The 16,469-nt window shown below is 40.8% G+C and carries 15 protein-coding genes; 11 read left to right on the top strand and 4 right to left on the bottom strand.

Going from position 1 to position 16,469, the window contains the following annotated elements; translation table 11 throughout:
• The first annotated feature begins 123 nt into the window (after positions 1 to 123).
• Positions 124 to 459, top strand: a complete 336-nt coding sequence (locus AACU32_RS00440) for a hypothetical protein (protein ID WP_339377365.1) — start codon at positions 124 to 126, stop codon at positions 457 to 459.
• Between the two features lie 182 nt (positions 460 to 641).
• Here AACU32_RS00440 and AACU32_RS00435 read toward each other — a convergent pair whose 3' ends face one another.
• Both AACU32_RS00435 and AACU32_RS00430 read right to left on the bottom strand, forming a co-directional pair.
• Entirely contained in the window at positions 642 to 1,004 is a 363-nt protein-coding gene (locus AACU32_RS00435) for a hypothetical protein (protein ID WP_096596812.1), read from the bottom strand.
• 261 nt (positions 1,005 to 1,265) lie between these two features.
• Positions 1,266 to 2,171 carry an MvdC/MvdD family ATP grasp protein gene (locus tag AACU32_RS00430; protein ID WP_096596810.1) on the bottom strand — a complete coding sequence of 302 codons (906 nt, stop codon included), beginning with the start codon at positions 2,169 to 2,171 and terminating at the stop codon, positions 1,266 to 1,268.
• Positions 2,172 to 2,784: 613 nt separating this feature from the next.
• On the opposite strand from AACU32_RS00430, the gene aspS reads away from it, so the two are divergent.
• The 3 genes from aspS to AACU32_RS00415 all read left to right on the top strand — a co-directional run bounded on the left by aspS (position 2,785) and on the right by AACU32_RS00415 (position 6,534).
• Positions 2,785 to 4,572, top strand: a complete 1,788-nt coding sequence (gene aspS / locus AACU32_RS00425) for an aspartate--tRNA ligase (RefSeq protein WP_096607798.1) — start codon at positions 2,785 to 2,787, stop codon at positions 4,570 to 4,572.
• Positions 4,573 to 4,695: 123 nt separating this feature from the next.
• Positions 4,696 to 5,868: a DNA cytosine methyltransferase gene (locus AACU32_RS00420; protein WP_096596807.1), complete on the top strand. Its 1,173-nt coding sequence runs from the start codon at positions 4,696 to 4,698 to the stop codon at positions 5,866 to 5,868.
• A gap of 3 nt (positions 5,869 to 5,871) precedes the next feature.
• Positions 5,872 to 6,534 (top strand): restriction endonuclease, encoded by a 663-nt coding sequence (locus AACU32_RS00415; RefSeq protein WP_096596805.1) that lies wholly within the window; start codon positions 5,872 to 5,874, stop codon positions 6,532 to 6,534.
• Between the two features lie 113 nt (positions 6,535 to 6,647).
• Here AACU32_RS00415 and pirA read toward each other — a convergent pair whose 3' ends face one another.
• Positions 6,648 to 6,803, bottom strand: coding sequence for an arginine synthesis PII-interacting regulator PirA (pirA, locus tag AACU32_RS00410; RefSeq protein WP_339377364.1), 156 nt, complete (start codon positions 6,801 to 6,803; stop codon positions 6,648 to 6,650).
• Between the two features lie 124 nt (positions 6,804 to 6,927).
• On the opposite strand from pirA, the gene AACU32_RS00405 reads away from it, so the two are divergent.
• The 7 genes from AACU32_RS00405 to dprA all read left to right on the top strand — a co-directional run bounded on the left by AACU32_RS00405 (position 6,928) and on the right by dprA (position 14,160).
• Complete coding sequence (locus AACU32_RS00405) at positions 6,928 to 7,764, top strand: SAM hydrolase/SAM-dependent halogenase family protein (protein ID WP_096596802.1); 837 nt, start codon at positions 6,928 to 6,930, stop codon at positions 7,762 to 7,764.
• A gap of 70 nt (positions 7,765 to 7,834) precedes the next feature.
• Positions 7,835 to 8,491: a DUF2301 domain-containing membrane protein gene (locus tag AACU32_RS00400; protein ID WP_096596800.1), complete on the top strand. Its 657-nt coding sequence runs from the start codon at positions 7,835 to 7,837 to the stop codon at positions 8,489 to 8,491.
• A gap of 92 nt (positions 8,492 to 8,583) precedes the next feature.
• Positions 8,584 to 8,733 (top strand): hypothetical protein, encoded by a 150-nt coding sequence (locus AACU32_RS00395; RefSeq protein WP_339377363.1) that lies wholly within the window; start codon positions 8,584 to 8,586, stop codon positions 8,731 to 8,733.
• Between the two features lie 718 nt (positions 8,734 to 9,451).
• Positions 9,452 to 10,354, top strand: a complete 903-nt coding sequence (locus AACU32_RS00390) for a DUF3050 domain-containing protein (protein WP_096596797.1) — start codon at positions 9,452 to 9,454, stop codon at positions 10,352 to 10,354.
• A 54-nt stretch (positions 10,355 to 10,408) separates the two neighbouring features.
• A complete protein-coding gene (locus tag AACU32_RS00385; RefSeq protein WP_096596794.1) occupies positions 10,409 to 10,966 on the top strand; it encodes a heme NO-binding domain-containing protein in 558 nt (185 codons plus the stop codon).
• Positions 10,917 to 12,413 (top strand): ATP-binding protein, encoded by a 1,497-nt coding sequence (locus AACU32_RS00380; RefSeq protein WP_339377361.1) that lies wholly within the window; start codon positions 10,917 to 10,919, stop codon positions 12,411 to 12,413. The genes AACU32_RS00385 and AACU32_RS00380 overlap by 50 nt, the downstream gene beginning before the upstream one ends.
• A gap of 628 nt (positions 12,414 to 13,041) precedes the next feature.
• The gene (dprA, locus tag AACU32_RS00375; RefSeq protein WP_096596789.1) at positions 13,042 to 14,160 is read left to right on the top strand and encodes a DNA-processing protein DprA; all 1,119 of its coding nucleotides are present in this window, start codon (positions 13,042 to 13,044) and stop codon (positions 14,158 to 14,160) included.
• Positions 14,161 to 14,399: 239 nt separating this feature from the next.
• Here the strand turns inward: dprA and AACU32_RS00370 are convergent, their stop codons facing one another.
• Entirely contained in the window at positions 14,400 to 16,151 is a 1,752-nt protein-coding gene (locus AACU32_RS00370) for a PAS domain-containing sensor histidine kinase (protein WP_096596787.1), read from the bottom strand.
• Between the last annotated feature and the right edge of the window lie 318 nt (positions 16,152 to 16,469).

Genomic DNA, 16,469 nt, shown 5'->3' with positions numbered 1-16,469 from the left:
AATGAGTCTTTGATACTCGTAGGTGACTCTTTGATACTTGTGAACGAGTCTTTAATACTCGAATTTCTATCAGATTTTGATATTAAAAGATTTAAAGATTAAGATCCCACTGAGAAATACACTGTGACAATGAAAGTGTACCCTCATCATCCACCTGGGGTATTAACTATCAAAGCAAAGCAAATGAACGCCAAACTAATCGCTTTCTCTAGTATTGTGACTGCATTTTTAGGCGCAGGAATTGGTTTTATTATTGCCTATTTACTTCCTTGCCCCTATACAAGTTCAATGTATAAAGATTTGGCTCAAAAATACGCCATTATTGGTGGAGTTGCTGGCTTGCTGATTGGCTCCAGTCAGGAAATGGTTCGCGAACTCAAGCAAGAACGGGACGCGGAAGAAGAATTACTGCGGGATTTAGATAAAGCGATTCGCTCAAATACAAATAAAGAAAAGTAGGGGCGTACAGCTGTACGTTCCTACAGATAATAGATTCAATCAAAGACTTACAAAAAATAAATTACCCATATTCCGTAGTACGAGCATCTTGCTCGATGAATGAACATCAGCTTCCGAGACGCTCGCACTACATATTGGGTATTTAAAAAATTGGATATTCCTTAAGACTTTTACTCAGGAATTTACCAGCCACCCGCCTCTAAACCATATCGAGCTTTAGTGTAAACATGATCGCCACCATTTTCAAATTTAGCTCGAGTCACAGGAGGCTTAGGAGTACCGCCAGTTTCGCTTCCTGGACATGGAGCAGAGATACACTGGATACCACCACTACCACCTTCCTCACCTAAAGCTAAGGTAGTTACTTCTCCGCCTTCTTCATTTAAAGCTTTGGTAGTTACTTCTCCACCTTCTTCACCTAAAGCCAAGGTAGTAAAAACAGTTCCACCTTGGACTTGGACAGCTTCCTCTTCTGAAAGGTTTTCTTCAAAATCGCATTCGATCATTTCTAAGTCAGAAAGGTTGAGAGCAAAAGGGTGTTGCATAAAATCTTTCCTCAATTTAAGCCACTATTAACCAACAAAATCTTGCCAATGGGAAATTTCAAAATCATTAATGAATCCCAGCCATCATTAGTTGCAAACTCTACTGTTAGCTAGATTCAATTAACTATTTTCTAGAGTAAATCAATTTGATATATAGTTATAGTGATTTTGGTTGGCTTATTAAAAAAAGACAGCCAAAATGGCTAGATTTTTTTCTAACTCTTTAATAAAGTCTTTGATAAAGGATAAATTGGATTTAACTTAATTCATAAGTAAACTCAGCAATTTGTCTGTAATGGGATAACCTGTTTGTTTTTCAAAGTGCAAAAACATTGGACTAGGATTTGCTTCTAAAAATATATATTCGCCCGTGGGTTTTAACCGCCAATCAATCGCCGTCCACTCTAACTTTAATGCTTGAGTAATGGCTAGACATTGCTGTTGTACTGATTCAGGTATTTGGATGGGAATTAACTCAGCTTCCATATCTTCCCGGAAATCTAAAGCAGGGCTACGAATTTCCGCAGAGTAAACTGCATCAGCAATCACATAAGTACGAATATTTGTCCCGGGAATATATTCTTGGAGGGTGACAGGAGAAATTTTTAAAGCCAAATTCAATCGTTTGGGATCTAAATGCGCCTCTGTGACTAATTGAGTATGCGCACCACCATACACTGGCTTAAAAATAACTTTTTCTAGAGACTGCGCAAACTCTGTAATTTCCTGGGGATCGTTACCAATGAGAGTGGCGGGAATCTCGACTCCAATTTGTTTAACTGCTCTGAGTTGTAAGGGTTTCTCTTTATGATATTCGTAAGCTTGCCAAGAATTTACCCAGCGACATGGACAAGCTTGCATGAGCGATCGCAATGTACTCATAGAATCATTGATGGCGATTCTTTTTTGCTCGGAATCCTTTAACTCAGGTATATAAACCCCAGACAACTGTCGCCAAAATACACTTTTAATATCTGTAAAATTTAAGCGCCGCTCTCCTGGTAGTATCAATCCTCCCATTTGAGTGTCAGGTCGCCAAAACATTTGCAACTGCGAGGGAAATAAAGTAGTATCTACATAATCTGCACTTACCCCTGCTTGGGTTAAAGATTGTTGAATATGTGCAGCATGTGCATCTTCAGCATTTCCCAAAACTAAAATATTCATGTAACAAATAATTAAGAATTAATACTAAGTTTGTCATTAACGTGAGTTTGACCAGTAATTGTTCTTAACATCACCTCCCTGCTAAGAGAGGTTCGGTTGCTGGGGGAGGTTCATCGAACTGACTGCTAATGGGTGGTTGATTAACGCGATCGCTGTATTATTTATCTGCGGTCAAAAATCTGAAAGTGATATTTCAATTCGTTAATTTAAACTTTAACTGTTTAGCTTACAGTTTTGTGGTCATTTTGGCGCGAAAATTTTTCAATCCTAGAGACGGGCTATGTAGGGAAAACAAAAGCATAGATTCACAAAGCGTAATCAGACTATCAACAGCCGACACGAGGACAGACTAACGTAAAGAAAATTCATGCAAACATAGATCAGCACCAGGATACTGATGTGTAACACCCGAAAACTCTGTTTACCTGAGGCTATGCGCCTACCAGGATGGAAGATAAGGTATAGTTACCAAAAGACACATCTGTCCGATCTCCGCAGCCGTTTGTCCGGAGATTATGCCATCTTGTCTTCAATTAGATACTATTGATGCTAGATAATGGGAAAGCTTTGTGATTTACTTGCCCATCTAGAGCCAAAGAAAAAATTAACACCTATGCGAACTCACTATTGCGGCGAACTCCGAAAAGAACATATTGGAGAAACTGTTACCTTGTACGGATGGGTAGACCGTCGCCGCGATCATGGGGGCGTGATATTCTTAGATTTACGCGATCGCTCTGGCATTCTCCAAATTGTCAGCGATCCCCAACGCACCCCAGATTCCTATGAGCAAGCTAATGCTCTGCGGAATGAATATGTTGTGGCAATCACTGGTAGAGTGACACAACGTCCCGACGAATCCCTAAATCCTCGCCTACCTACCGGCGAAATTGAAATCTACGCCGATAAAATTGAAATCCTCAATGGTGTGCGCAAACAGTTACCATTCCAGGTTTCCAGCGCTGACACCGAGAATGTGCGCGAAGAATTACGGCTGAAGTATCGTTACTTGGATTTGCGACGCGATCGCATGGCGAAGAATATACAATTGCGTCATCAAGTTGTCAAAGCCATGCGTCGCTATTTGGAAGACATCGAAGGTTTTATTGAAGTTGAAACCCCGATTCTTACCCGTTCCACCCCAGAAGGGGCGCGGGATTATATCCTTCCCAGTCGCGTCAACCCTGGTGAGTGGTTTGCTTTACCGCAATCACCGCAATTATTTAAGCAATTGCTGATGGTATCCGGTCTAGACAGATACTATCAGATAGCCCGTTGCTTCCGCGATGAAGACTTACGCGCCGACAGACAACCGGAATTTACGCAGTTGGACATGGAAATGAGTTTCATGTCTCAAGAAGAAATTATCCAACTCAATGAGAAGTTAGTTGCTTATATCTTCAAAACTGTTAAAGGAATTGAGTTACATCATCCTTTTCCCCGTCTTACCTATAAAGAAGCGATGGAACGCTACGGTAGTGATAAACCAGATACTCGTTATGGTTTGGAACTAGTTGATGTTTCTGATATCTTAAAAGATTCTGGGTTTAAAGTTTTTCGAGATGCGATCGCCAATGGTGGTATCGTCAAAATCTTACCCATTCCCAATGGTAACGATGCTATTTCCAATGTCCGCATCAAAACAGGCGGTGATATTTTCAAAGAAGCGAGTGAAGCAGGCGCTAAAGGTTTAGCTTACATCCGCGTTCGCGAAGAGGGTGAAATTGACACCATTGGCGCAATTAAAGACAACCTCAGCCCTGAACAAAAAGCGGAAATTTTACGCCGTACAGGTGCAAAAGCCGGACATTTGCTGCTATTTGGGGCTGGTGATACCGCCACAGTTAATAAAACTTTAGATAGATTACGGCAATTTGCTGCTAAAGAATTTGGCTTAATCGATCCAGAAAAAATTAACTTGCTCTGGATTACCGATTTCCCCATGTTCGAGTGGAATGCTGATGAAAAACGCTTAGAAGCGCTACACCACCCCTTTACTGCACCCCATCCCGATGATTTACATGACTTAAAAACCGCCCGCGCCCAAGCCTATGATTTAGTATTCAACGGCTTTGAAGTTGGCGGTGGTAGTCGGCGGATTTATCAGCGCGATGTTCAAGAACAGGTGTTTGAAGCCATCGGTTTGTCCCCCGAAGAAGCCCAGAATAAATTTGGCTTTCTTTTAGAAGCCTTTGAATATGGTACACCGCCGCATGGTGGTATCGCCTACGGTTTAGATCGGTTAGCGATGTTGTTAGCGAAAGAAGAATCCATTCGCGATGTCATCGCTTTTCCGAAGACACAACAAGCCCGTTGCTTGTTGACAGATGCGCCTTCTGGGGTGGATGCGAAGCAGTTGAAAGAATTGCACGTTGCTTCAACTTACAAACCAAAAACTTAGTGAACTAGCGAATTGTCTAATTAGGTGGGCATTGCCCACCAATTACCTGAATTGAAACGGCAAAGAAATTAATAATAGACCTCTTTGCTAAGAGCTATAATTTGTTTCAAAATTAATGTGTAGATGACAACAAACAAACTTAAAGCCTTAGAGCTTTTTGCTGGTATCGGTGGATTTCGCCTGGGTATGGCAAATTCAAACATTCAAACAGTATGGGCAAATGATATCGATCAACTGTGTTGTAAAGTTTATGAAAGTAATTTTGGTAAAGACTCTATTGTTTTAGGCGATATCAACGAAATATCTTTATTAGACATTCCCAGTCACGATATTTTAACTGCTGGCTTCCCTTGCCAACCTTTTAGTCCTGCTGGTAAAAAACTCGGTGTGAGAGATAGATTTAGGGGAACACTATTTGAGCGAATTATACAAATACTAGACCAGAAGCAACCAAAATATTTTTTTTTGGAAAATGTCAAAAGACTTTTGACAATGGAAAATGGCTATCATTTTCGATTAATTTTAAATGCACTTTCTGAATTGGATTATTTTATTGAATGGCGACTAATTAATCCATTGAGTTTTGGAATACCCCAAAATCGAGATAGAATTTTTATCTTTGGCACGAAAATTAGCTCAATAGATATAACACCTTTTGATTTAGAAAAGCTATCGGTTTTTTTGACTCAAAATGACAATATTTTATGGACAAATCTCGAAGAGCCATTGGTAAAATATATGTGGCCAATTATGGCTATGAAAAGTAAAAATGATAATTGGGGAGTTGCCTATAAACATAAGATGTTCAGTCAAAAGATTTCATCATTGCCTGATATCCAGCCTAGAAAAAGGCTTCAAGATATTCTTCAAGATGAGTCAATAGTGGACACTCAATTTGATTTTACTGCCGAGACGCTGGAGCGGATTAAGCAAAGTAAGCCTGTCAATCGCTATTGTAATGGAGTTGAAATTTTGTACAACCAAGATGGAGGGGCGAGACTTGGTTATACTATTTTTGGAATTAATGGTATTGCATCAACACTGACTGCTTCAACATCTAGGCATTATGAACGCTACCAAGTAGGTGATAAATTTCGACGTTTAACTAATATTGAATATGCCCGACTTATGGGTTTTCCTGATACTTGGTGTCAAGTTGCCAGAATTTACGATCAATACACATTATTTGGAAATGCCATTGTACCAGCTTGTGTAGAGTGGGTATGTAAAAGAATTGGTCAAAGAAATTTTGAATTGTGTAAACCTAATTGGCAGCAATTAAGTTTGGCTATTTAAAAAATGCAACCTCTCACCTTATCTTCCCTCAAAACTGCTGCACGGGATTTTTGTACTGTAATTAGTGCCACACAAATTCCGAATCTATACGGGGTTACAGATGGTAAAGCTGTAGGGACATACGTTGAATTTACTTTTAATCAATATTTATCGATAAATTACGAATACACGATTGGTAGTGCTGCTTTGGGAATTGATTTTCCTGAATTAGAAGTTGATTTGAAAGTAACATCAATTCGACAGCCCCAGTCTTCTTGTCCCTTTCGGAATGCTAGTCAAAAAGTATATGGATTGGGCTATCATCTGTTGATATTTGCATATGAAAAGATTGATGAACATAGCTCTCGCACTGCTAATTTAAACTTCCAGAACGTCGTTTTTGTAGCCAGAGAACAAACTGGAGATTACCAAACAACCTACGGGTTAAGAGAAATCTTACGTCGTCATGGTAACAAAGAAGATGTCATAGCATTTTTAGAGGAACGTAACTTTCCTTTAGATGAAATTGGCCGTGAGGTACTTGCAGAAAGAATTTTGCAGCAACCGCCAGAAATGGGCTACCTGACAATTTCTAATGCACTACAATGGCGGTTGCAATACAGTAGGATTATTCAGGTAGCAACTACGACGACAACGATAGGTGTAGAAAATCTACTGCTAGGGTGACGGGTGGGATAATTTCATACTTCATACTGAGCGCCTTCAGTTGACTCTTGACAAACAAAAACCCGCCGTAGCGGGCTTATGCACAACAAAACTAAGCACAATAAAAGCTTCATTTAGGCGAAGTATCTCAATTCAGCTTCTAATTGACGAACTAGCTTTTCGTCGCCCTGGGTTCTGGCTACTTGCAAGCGGCGTTCTATATCTCTTTGAATGTTTTGTCTGTGGGCATCTCTGGCTCTGTTTGCAGCTTGTAATCTATTTGTATTCATAATGATTACCTCTTTAAGATTTCACCTTTTTATCTTGTTTTCCTAATATAGCACAAATTTCGTAGCGGTTGTTACAGAAAAATATTCTTTTTTGCATGTGTATAGATATACGTCTAATGTACCAATGGATAAAGTAAGAATCTCTGATGCATCCTGGACTGAGGAGCAACAATTACCACCAGCTAAAATCCTGACTTTATTGAGCGATTTTGGCGATCGCGATGTCTATGTGGGGGTGATGAAGGGAGCGATCGCGCAAATCAACTCTCGGCTCAAGGTGATCGATTTGACGCACCAGATTCCGCCGCAAAACATTGCTGCTGCTAGGTTTTGCTTAATGAATGCTTATGCTTATTTTCCGCCGGGGACAGTGCATGTAGCGGTGGTAGATCCGGGAGTGGGAAGCCAGCGCCGAGCGATCGCAGTCGAATTTGCTGGTGGATTTTTGGTAGGGCCAGATAATGGCATCTTTAGTGGAGTACTCAGTCAAAATCCAGCGATCGCAGCGGTTGAGTTAACAAATTTTAACTATTGGCGCACCCCCCAACCCAGTAACACATTTCATGGTAGAGATATATTTGCACCAGTGGGAGCTAATTTGGCTAGTGGCGTACCGATCCCAGAACTAGGAAGAGAAATAGATCCCGCAACCTTGGTTCAACTAAATATAGGTGAATGCCAAGAAACAACAACCGGTGTAGTAGGTTGTATTCAATATATTGACCACTTTGGCAACTTAGTGAGTAACATTCCCGGAAGATACGTCCAAGGCAAAACCTGGCGCGTGCAAGTCCGTGGATTGAGTATACCAGGGTGTGAAACCTATAGTGATGTAGCAGTGGGAGAAGCGATCGCTTTAGTTGGGAGTCACGGCTGGGTAGAAATTGCGATCAATAGCGGTAATGCACATTCACAATTGCAAATCAACTTGCAAGATAGGTTAGAGGTCATTTGTCATTAGTCATTAGTCATTTGTGATTAGACTAAGTACGAGGGACTCATTCGCAATCTAGATTCATAACTGATTTACTATGACTACACAAACATTATCAGCCCCAGAAGTATATCAAGGTCAGTTTGGGGAATTTACAATTACTCAGAGCGATCGCATTGGTGTGATTATCTACCGCGCTGGATTAATGATAGCTGCACTCAGCTTTGCTATAGGTAGCGCTTTAGTATTGTTCAACAATCAGCCAATTAACTTTACCATCTTAACTTGGCTATACGCCTGTTTTACCCTCGCTCTCGGTGTGAGTTTATTGACCATCCATATATATATGGCATTACTGCACCGATTTTTACAGATTTTTTGGGCGATTGGTAGCATTGCAGCCATCGGATTGGCGCTATCTAACAATGAACCTTTGGCTGTTTACGTTTACAATCATCCTCTTAGCTTATTCGGAATTGGATTTACCTTTGTTGCGCTCACAGGTATTTATTTCAAAGAAGCTTTTTGCTTTAATCGCCTGGAAACTCAAATCTTAACCTTCACAGTACCACTGTTGTTACTCGGTCATTTAGTCGGAATTTTACCAATTCAGGGGGAACAGGTGCTATTGGGAATTTGGGCAATTTTGTTTTTAGTATTTGCTTTGCGTAAGACAGTGCAAGCAATTCCGGCGGATATTGGCGATAAATCTGTGTTTACTTATTTGAAACAACAGCGTTCACAACAGGTTTAATAGAGAAGCGAAAAAATCGCCAACAAATAAAACTTCCCAAAATCAGATTAATCAAACGCCAATAAATTTGGACAGTAACGGTTCAGGGATAGATGATTTTCACGATTCTGTCCGTTACTTCTCCCATCAAATCAGCAGAAATCTTGGTTGTGCAAGGATGGCTACCAGACTATGCAATACAAGAAGCTGTGGCTGAATTTAAAAGCAGTAATTATCGCCAAATCATCACCACAGGAAACTAAAGTTGTATCTAGTGGTCTATCAAAATAAAAATTATGGACTGTAGTGCGGGCCGAAAAGCCCGCGTGAGCGAGACGTTTGTCCTTCCCTGCGGGAGGCTGCGCCAACGGACACGCTACGCGAACACACTACCAAAAATCCCTCAAAACAAAATTGACAGACTACTAGTGGTTCACCACATTGATTTTGATGGGGAAATCAAATTTTAAATTTCTCTTCTTTCCTTCTCACTTCGTGTACTTCGTGCCTTTGCGGTTCGTTTTTTGCCCATCGTATTTAGTGTGGTGAACTACTAGTAGGTATTTTTCAAACATTGCAGCTAGTTGAGCTTCATATCCATCCAACCCACTCTCAAAAGCTCCACCTTGCTGTCTTGGTTGTACATGACCTTGAGTCTGATTCTCAGTATATTAGTTTTTATACAAAACTTTTAGCTACAGCAAACCTTAGAGCCACTTTCTGATTGGGATATCACCTTGAGAATCAGCCTTTAGTATTTGTTCTCGCAAGTCGATGGTATCAGCTTTGATTGTACTCTTTCCTGCACTACTGAAGTGTACCTCATTTACAGGCAATCTGCTGTAATTTACCTAAGTGTATCAACTTTTATGCTTATAAAAAACATATAAAACTTACAGAAAAATCCATAAATCAACTGAGACAGTTAAGGGTTGGGAACGAACAAAATAGAAACAAATAGCGTTTCTATTTGCTCTACTCATGTCTCATTTACTGAAAGCGACTAGTTTAGAAAGCCAAGATACGTTGATCTCCAAGCAAGTTGAGGGTATTGCTTCCTACAGCGATTTTAATAACCAGACGAGCGATAATTACACGGCTTTGGTTCAGAACACCAACTTTCTCCGGACAGCTTTGCTCTCACACCCTGTTTATACTCAGGTCAATGATCTTGTCGCCCTGAGAGTCTTTATGGAATCCCACATCTTCGCTGTTTGGGACTTCATGACCTTGGTGAAAACGCTTCAGCGACGGTTAACTTGTGTAGATATACCGTGGATACCTGCCAAAGTTGCAAGTTCTGCCAGATTTATCAACGAAATTGTTTTATCCGAAGAAACCGATGAAGTTAAACCGGGTTACTACATCAGTCATTTTGAGCTTTATCTATTAGCTATGGAGGAAGTTGGCGCAAATTGTCGGCCTATGCAAGCTTTCCTTGAATGTCTACATCAAGGTGATATAGCTGAGCAAGCGCTAATATCCCTTCCCATTCCTGCAACAACTAAACAATTTGTGCTGAACACTTTAAGCAGTGTTCAGGGTTCAACTCATGAAGTTGCTGCAACGTTGCTTTTTGGTCGTGAGGACATCATTCCCAAAATGTTCAGCCGCTTATTGGAGCAAGTCGAACAGGCAAAAGGCGTTCGCTGTCATGCTTTTCGTCTCTATCTTGAGCGCCATATGCATTTAGATGAAGAAAGCCATGCACCTATGGGTAAGAAATTGCTGATCAATCTTTGTGAGAACGATGTCAAGAAGTGGGAAGAAGCTCAGCGGATGACTGAACAAGCACTGCGATCGCGCCATACCTTGTGGGATGGAATTGAGCAAGCTATCTATGCGGCAAAAAGCAATGTGTGTTTTCCCGCCGCTTCAGGTTAAGAGTTTATATCAATTCGTAATTCGTCAGACACCATTAAGGAAATTAGTAACAGTATGTATGGATTAATCAACAAAGCAATCCAAGATATGATTTGCAGCAAGTTTGGCCCAGAAATTTGGCTAGAAGTGCGGCACAAAGCCGAGGTAGAAGAGCAGTTTGTCAACATCAAAAGCTATCACGACAATGTAACTTACCGATTAATCCTAGCTGCAAGTGAGATTTTAGGATTATCCGATGCGGAAGTCATGAAAGCGTTTGGAGAACACTGGGTACGCTACACGGCGGCAGAAGGTTTCAGCGAAATCATTGATATGTGCGGAGAAAGCCTGCCGGAGTTCCTCGAAAATTTAGATAATTTACATGCTCGTGTTGGAATTGTGTTTCCAAAACTTCAACCCCCTTCGTTTGAGTGTGCCGAAGCTGAAGAAAACTCCTTGCATTTACACTACTATTCTTCCCGCGAAGGATTAGCCCCAATGGTATTTGGCCTTTTAGAGGGTTTGGGGAAGCGCTTTGATACCAAGGTTGAAGTAACACAGATTCAAAGTCGAGAAGAAGGTCATGACCATGACGAGTTCGCCGTTAACTACCAAGCCAACAGATCTGTCTAAAGAAGGTGCTAAATTTTACCTTAGTCCCCAGCTATTCGCTGAGGCTTTTCCATTTCACATTGTGTTTAATCGCAATTTGGAAATTTTACAGGTGGGAGAAGTTTTGCAACGAGTTTGCCCCAAGCTGTTAGTCGGCGATCGCCTTAACGATCATTTGCGTGTAATGCGTCCTAGTGTTGCGGTCGATTTTGAGATATTTCAGAAGCGATCGCGCTCCGTCTTCTTGTTAGAATTTCTACACCATGATTTACAACTTAAGGGGCAGATGAGCTATGACGACACTCAAGATGTCATCTTTTTTCTCTGTTCGATTTGGGTCACCGATGTCAGCGATTTAGCTCCCTTGGGAGTCAAGTTCAAGGATTTTCCCATTCATGATTCAATCTGTGATTTTTTAGTGCTTCTGCAAGTGAGGAGTACGGCTCTAGCAGATACTCAAAGGCTAACGACGGAACTGACCCACAAGCAAGTACAGCTTGAGCAAGCTTTAGCCTCTCAAGCGCAACTGGCTCAAACCGCAAAGACTCAGGCTCGAGAACTTGAACACGCACTCAAGGATTTGCAGTCAACTCAAGCGCAGCTCGTACAGACCGAGAAAATGTCGAGCTTAGGACAACTCGTAGCCGGTGTCGCCCATGAAATAAACAACCCGGCAAATTTCATTCACGGGAATTTAACCTACGTTCATGAGTATGTTGAAAACTTACTAACACTGGTGGAGGCTTATCAGGAAGAGTATCCCCAGTCCAGTGAGGGGATTCAGAGCTTGATCGAAGACATTGATTTGAACTTTCTCAAAATAGATATTACTAAAGTTCTGAACTCGATGCAGGTGGGATCTGAACGAATCAGCGACATTGTGAAATCGCTGCGAATTTTTTCCCGCCTTGATGAAGCTGAATGTAAGGAAATCGATCTTCATGAAGGAATTGACAGCACGTTGATGATTCTGCGAAATCGGCTGAGAGGACGATCTAACCATGTGGAAATTCAAGTGATTCGAGAGTATGGGTTGTTGCCAACAGTAGAGTGCTACGCTGGGCAACTAAATCAAGTTTTTATGAACATTCTTTCTAATGCGATCGATGCTTTAGATGACTTTAATGAAAAACGAACACAGGCAGAAACTCTATTAAATCCAAGTTACATTCGGATTCGGACTGAGGTATTTGACGACAATTGGGTTTGTATTAGAATTTCGGATAATGGTCCAGGAATTTCGCCAGCCATTTGCTCCAAGCTGTTCGATCCGTTTTTTACTACGAAACCTGTGGGCAGAGGAACTGGATTAGGCTTATCAATTAGTCATCAAGTGGTTGTTAATCGGCATTGTGGACGGCTTTACTGTCATTCAGAGGAGGGACATGGGGCAGAGTTTGTGATTGAAATTCCCTTACGTCAGTTGGCTTATGAGGACAAACGCATCTTACTTACTAATAAATACTAAAAAACTTTTTCAAAATGACATAAATTACTGTAAATTTTGACAAGCAGATAAATAAAAAAAATAACAATTTTGAATTCAATTAATTACATATTCCAGATTAATTCCTATGCAATAATACTCCAAAATCTCATCGATTGGCTAGATGAAAATATGTTGTTGTAGCTATACCTCTGCGACCGGATTTGGTCTCTGGCTATCTAATTGAATTTTTCCATAGCTACCTAATTACAACGAATTTTCCGCAGTAATTCTAAGCTAATGCGCGCTAAAAAAGCATAACTACTAATAAGGGCTGTTAACTGTTGACTGTCAAAGGTCAACTGTCAACAGCCCTCACGATGGATTGTGCAACTTAAAAGCATAATAGCTTACTAGAGTATCAATTTTCTCATAAGTGTTGTAAAACGCTAAGGAAGGTCGAACCTTTGCATTGAGGGTAAGGGGGAATGGAAAAATAATTGTTTCCCGATATTTAATCTCACAGATTTCTCTTCCCCTTTACCCTTTACCCCTTTCCCCCGACAAAACTTGACACAGTTCGGTTAAATCGCGCCTACTTACTTAGTAGTGCATGAACAGATCAAGCAAATTTGGGAATACTCAATCAAGGTGGTGTGAGGATGGAAAAGTGGGAGAAGAACGCGCGTATTGGTTAGCTTGGTCGCAAATTTCTGGGATTGGCCCAGTATTGCTACGGCGCTTGCAACAGCATTTTGGCACACTGGCAACAGCTTGGAAAGCGACTGGGTTGGAATTAGCACAGGTAGAGGGTTTTGGTTCGCAGACATTAGAAAAAGTAGTCAAACAGCGATCGCGTCTCCATCCAGAACAACTACTGATCAAGCACCAACAAGAAAACCCCCATTTTTGGACACCAGCAGATGCAGATTATCCCCGGTTACTATTAGAAACACCCAGTCCACCTGCGATTTTGTACTATCGCGGGGAAGTAGAACTCCAAGAAAATCTCGGACATAAACCCTTAGTTGGGATTGTCGGGACTCGTCAACCCTCAGATTATGGCATCCGTTGGACTCGCCAGATTAGTACAGCTTTAGCAAAAAACGGTTTCACAGTTGTTTCTGGGATGGCTGAGGGAATTGATACCGAAAGCCACTCAGCCACAATGAAAGCAGGTGGACGGACGATCGCAGTTTTAGGTACGGGTGTAGATATCATCTATCCACCCAAAAATCGGGATTTGTACAAACAAATTTTGACTGCGGGATTAGTAGTCAGTGAATATCCCGCCAAAACTCCACCCGATCGCACCCACTTTCCGCGCCGCAATCGCATCATTGCAGGTTTAAGCCGCGCCATTTTAGTGATAGAAGCGCCTTTAAAATCCGGCGCTTTAATTACAGCCACCTACGCCAATGATTTTGGTAGAGATGTCTATGCATTACCTGGAAGATTAGACGACTTGCCATCCCAAGGGTGTTTAAAATTAATTAGTCAAGGAGCTTCGATGATTCTCAAAGAATTAGACGAACTCTTAAAAATGCTGGGAGCAATACCACAATTGGATGTAGTTGCAGAATCCTCAGCACCGCAGCAGTTGCCTTTAACCAATTTATCACCAGAATTGCAACAGGTAATAGATACTCTAGGGTGTGATGCTTTACCCTTTGATTTTATTGTGCAAAAAACTAACTTGAATACAGGCTCAGTTTCCAGCGCTTTATTACAGTTAGAATTAATGGGTTTGGTTTCCCAATTACCAGGAATGCGATATCAGAAAATATAATATTTTATCTTGGTAAGAGACTAAAGTTACACTAATTCAAAAAACTGATAATTAACTTACAGAATTGAGAGGAATCATTTATGAAGTTAGAAGAATTATGAAATTTATAATAACTGCGATCGCTCAGGCAATTAATTGATACTAATACCCTAATTTATCTTAATGTATTAAACCCAAATTAAGTTGAACGATTAAGGTCTTTAAAAGATGCGATCGCACTCATTTTTAAGTTTTTTAACTTAATTAAAATAGGTTTTTTCTATTTTATTAGCTAGCTGCTGAGACTGCCGAATCGGAATTTTGATCGCAAACTCGGCTCCCTGACCAGGTATAGAATAGCACTGTAATGAGCCGCCATGCTTTTCGGTCACAATCTGGTAGCTAATCGACATTCCTAATCCTGTCCCTTTACCAACTGGCTTAGTCGTAAAAAATGGTTCACACAATCGCTTTTGCACAGATTCTGGAATACCATAGCCGTTATCCGAAATCCGGATCTGTATGTGGTCTGAATTTACTATCTCTGTACAAATCTGAATTTGGCTAGGCTGTTGTTTAATCTCCGCAAATGTGCGCCATTGGTCTCGTTCTTCCAGGGCATCGATTGCATTGTTAATAATGTTCATAAATACTTGGTTGAGTTGTCCGGCATAGCACTCAACTAATGGCAGGTTACCATAGTTTTTAATCACTTGGATTTCCGGATAATCTTGCTTGGCTTTCAGGCGATTCTGTAAAATCATCAACGTACTATCAATCCCTTCATGGATATTGACAGATTTCATTTCGGCTTCATCCTTACGGGAGAAATTCCGTAAAGAAAGTACAATATTTTTAATTCTTTCTGCACCAACTTCCATTGAATAGAGTAACTTGGGCAAATCTATCACAAGGAAATCTAGATCGATTTGCTGGCTTTTGTTGTGGATTTCCGTTTCTGGGTTGGGGTAATGCTGTTGATATAATTGCAGTAGTCCTAGCAAATCTTGAATGTAGTCTTTGGCAGGATTTAAGTTAGCATAAATAAAGTTAACGGGGTTATTGATTTCATGGGCTACCCCAGCCACTAATTGACCCAAACTAGACATTTTCTCATTCTGCACTAGCTGAGCTTGGGTTCGTTTCAGTTCCAGTAAGGTAGTTTCCAGATCGGCTGCTTTCTGCCGTAATTGGGCTTCGGAGTGTCGCAAAGCTGCTTCGGCTTGTTTGCGAACACTGATATCGCGAGCAATTGTGGAAGCACCAATGATTTTACCTGTGAAATCTTTAACTGGAGAAATGGTTAGCGAAATATCAATCAAGGTTCCATCCTTGCTTTGACGCACTGTTTCAAAGTGATCAACCCGTTCTCCGCGCCTGAGTTTCTCGATAATTTGGGATTCCTCATCGATGCGATCGCCAGGAATCAACATTGTTACAGATTGAGCGATCATTTCTTGTGCTGTGTAACCAAACAGTCTTTGTGCGCCACGATTCCAGCTGACAATCACACTATCCAAGGTTTTGCTCATAATCGCATCATCCGAGGACTCGACAATTGCTGCTAGACGAAACATAGCTTCTTCAGCTTTTTTATGTTCCTGACGTAGTAACAGTTCTGCCTGTTTACGATTTGTGACATCTTCAATTAATAGCATCACCCCGTTGACAACTCCCGTGCAGCTGTACCAAGGTTGAAACGTCCATTGTCGCCAGCCTGTTAAACCATGAGTCTGCTGAAATTCCTCCTCTATACACAATCCCACAGCTGCCATCACACAGTGCTGATATGCCTGTGTCAATGATTCACTGAAGTGCCGAAATACATCTTTGTGCGATCGCCCAATAATCTCTTGTCCCTCCAAGCCTAGCTCACTCAACCATCGTTGGCTGGTGAGTAAATACTTCATTTCGCAATCTAACATCGCAGCCGCAATTGGTAGGTGTTCCAAAAACAAACTATAGAGATTATTTTGCAAACAGTAATTATTAATCGGAGAATAGTCACTCATAGCATATCAATATTGGAGGGATACTCAGGCATAATAGATACCAAACTAGAAAAATTAGACAGCTACATAATATGAATTATCAGGTAAAAAATCCGATGACTACATCCGTATAAACCGAAGGTAAGCAATGGTTTTCTTTAACCACAGCAAGCAATATCAACTGCTGATTAAGTTTGCGATTAAAGCTATATAATTTATTTTTTTCAATCTCAAAATTACAAGAATCTATCTATTGGTAGATGCCATTTAAAAATTTGATGTCAAGAAGATTGCAGCTTAGTCAGATAAATATTTAACTCTTAATACCCAATGTCTCCT

It is taken from the genome of Calothrix sp. NIES-2100, assembly GCF_963875285.1.
In the GTDB taxonomy this organism is placed as follows: domain Bacteria; phylum Cyanobacteriota; class Cyanobacteriia; order Cyanobacteriales; family Nostocaceae; genus Aulosira.
Note: the sequence above shows the minus strand (reverse complement) of the source record. Positions and strands in the feature narration are given on the sequence as shown.

Bases quoted from the DNA above. Each gene is read 5' to 3' on its own strand.
- AACU32_RS00370 (WP_096596787.1), bottom strand. From the start codon at position 16,151: ATGAGTGACTATTCTCCGATTAATAATTACTGTTTGCAAAATAATCTC.
- pirA (WP_339377364.1), bottom strand. From the start codon at position 6,803: ATGAATACAAATAGATTACAAGCTGCAAACAGAGCCAGAGATGCCCAC.
- AACU32_RS00435 (WP_096596812.1), bottom strand. From the start codon at position 1,004: ATGCAACACCCTTTTGCTCTCAACCTTTCTGACTTAGAAATGATCGAA.
- aspS (WP_096607798.1), top strand. From the start codon at position 2,785: ATGCGAACTCACTATTGCGGCGAACTCCGAAAAGAACATATTGGAGAA.
- AACU32_RS00405 (WP_096596802.1), top strand. From the start codon at position 6,928: ATGGATAAAGTAAGAATCTCTGATGCATCCTGGACTGAGGAGCAACAA.
- AACU32_RS00395 (WP_339377363.1), top strand. From the start codon at position 8,584: ATGATTTTCACGATTCTGTCCGTTACTTCTCCCATCAAATCAGCAGAA.
- AACU32_RS00390 (WP_096596797.1), top strand. From the start codon at position 9,452: ATGTCTCATTTACTGAAAGCGACTAGTTTAGAAAGCCAAGATACGTTG.
- AACU32_RS00385 (WP_096596794.1), top strand. From the start codon at position 10,409: ATGTATGGATTAATCAACAAAGCAATCCAAGATATGATTTGCAGCAAG.
- AACU32_RS00430 (WP_096596810.1), bottom strand. From the start codon at position 2,171: ATGAATATTTTAGTTTTGGGAAATGCTGAAGATGCACATGCTGCACAT.
- AACU32_RS00380 (WP_339377361.1), top strand. From the start codon at position 10,917: ATGACCATGACGAGTTCGCCGTTAACTACCAAGCCAACAGATCTGTCT.
- AACU32_RS00415 (WP_096596805.1), top strand. From the start codon at position 5,872: ATGCAACCTCTCACCTTATCTTCCCTCAAAACTGCTGCACGGGATTTT.
- AACU32_RS00420 (WP_096596807.1), top strand. From the start codon at position 4,696: ATGACAACAAACAAACTTAAAGCCTTAGAGCTTTTTGCTGGTATCGGT.
- AACU32_RS00400 (WP_096596800.1), top strand. From the start codon at position 7,835: ATGACTACACAAACATTATCAGCCCCAGAAGTATATCAAGGTCAGTTT.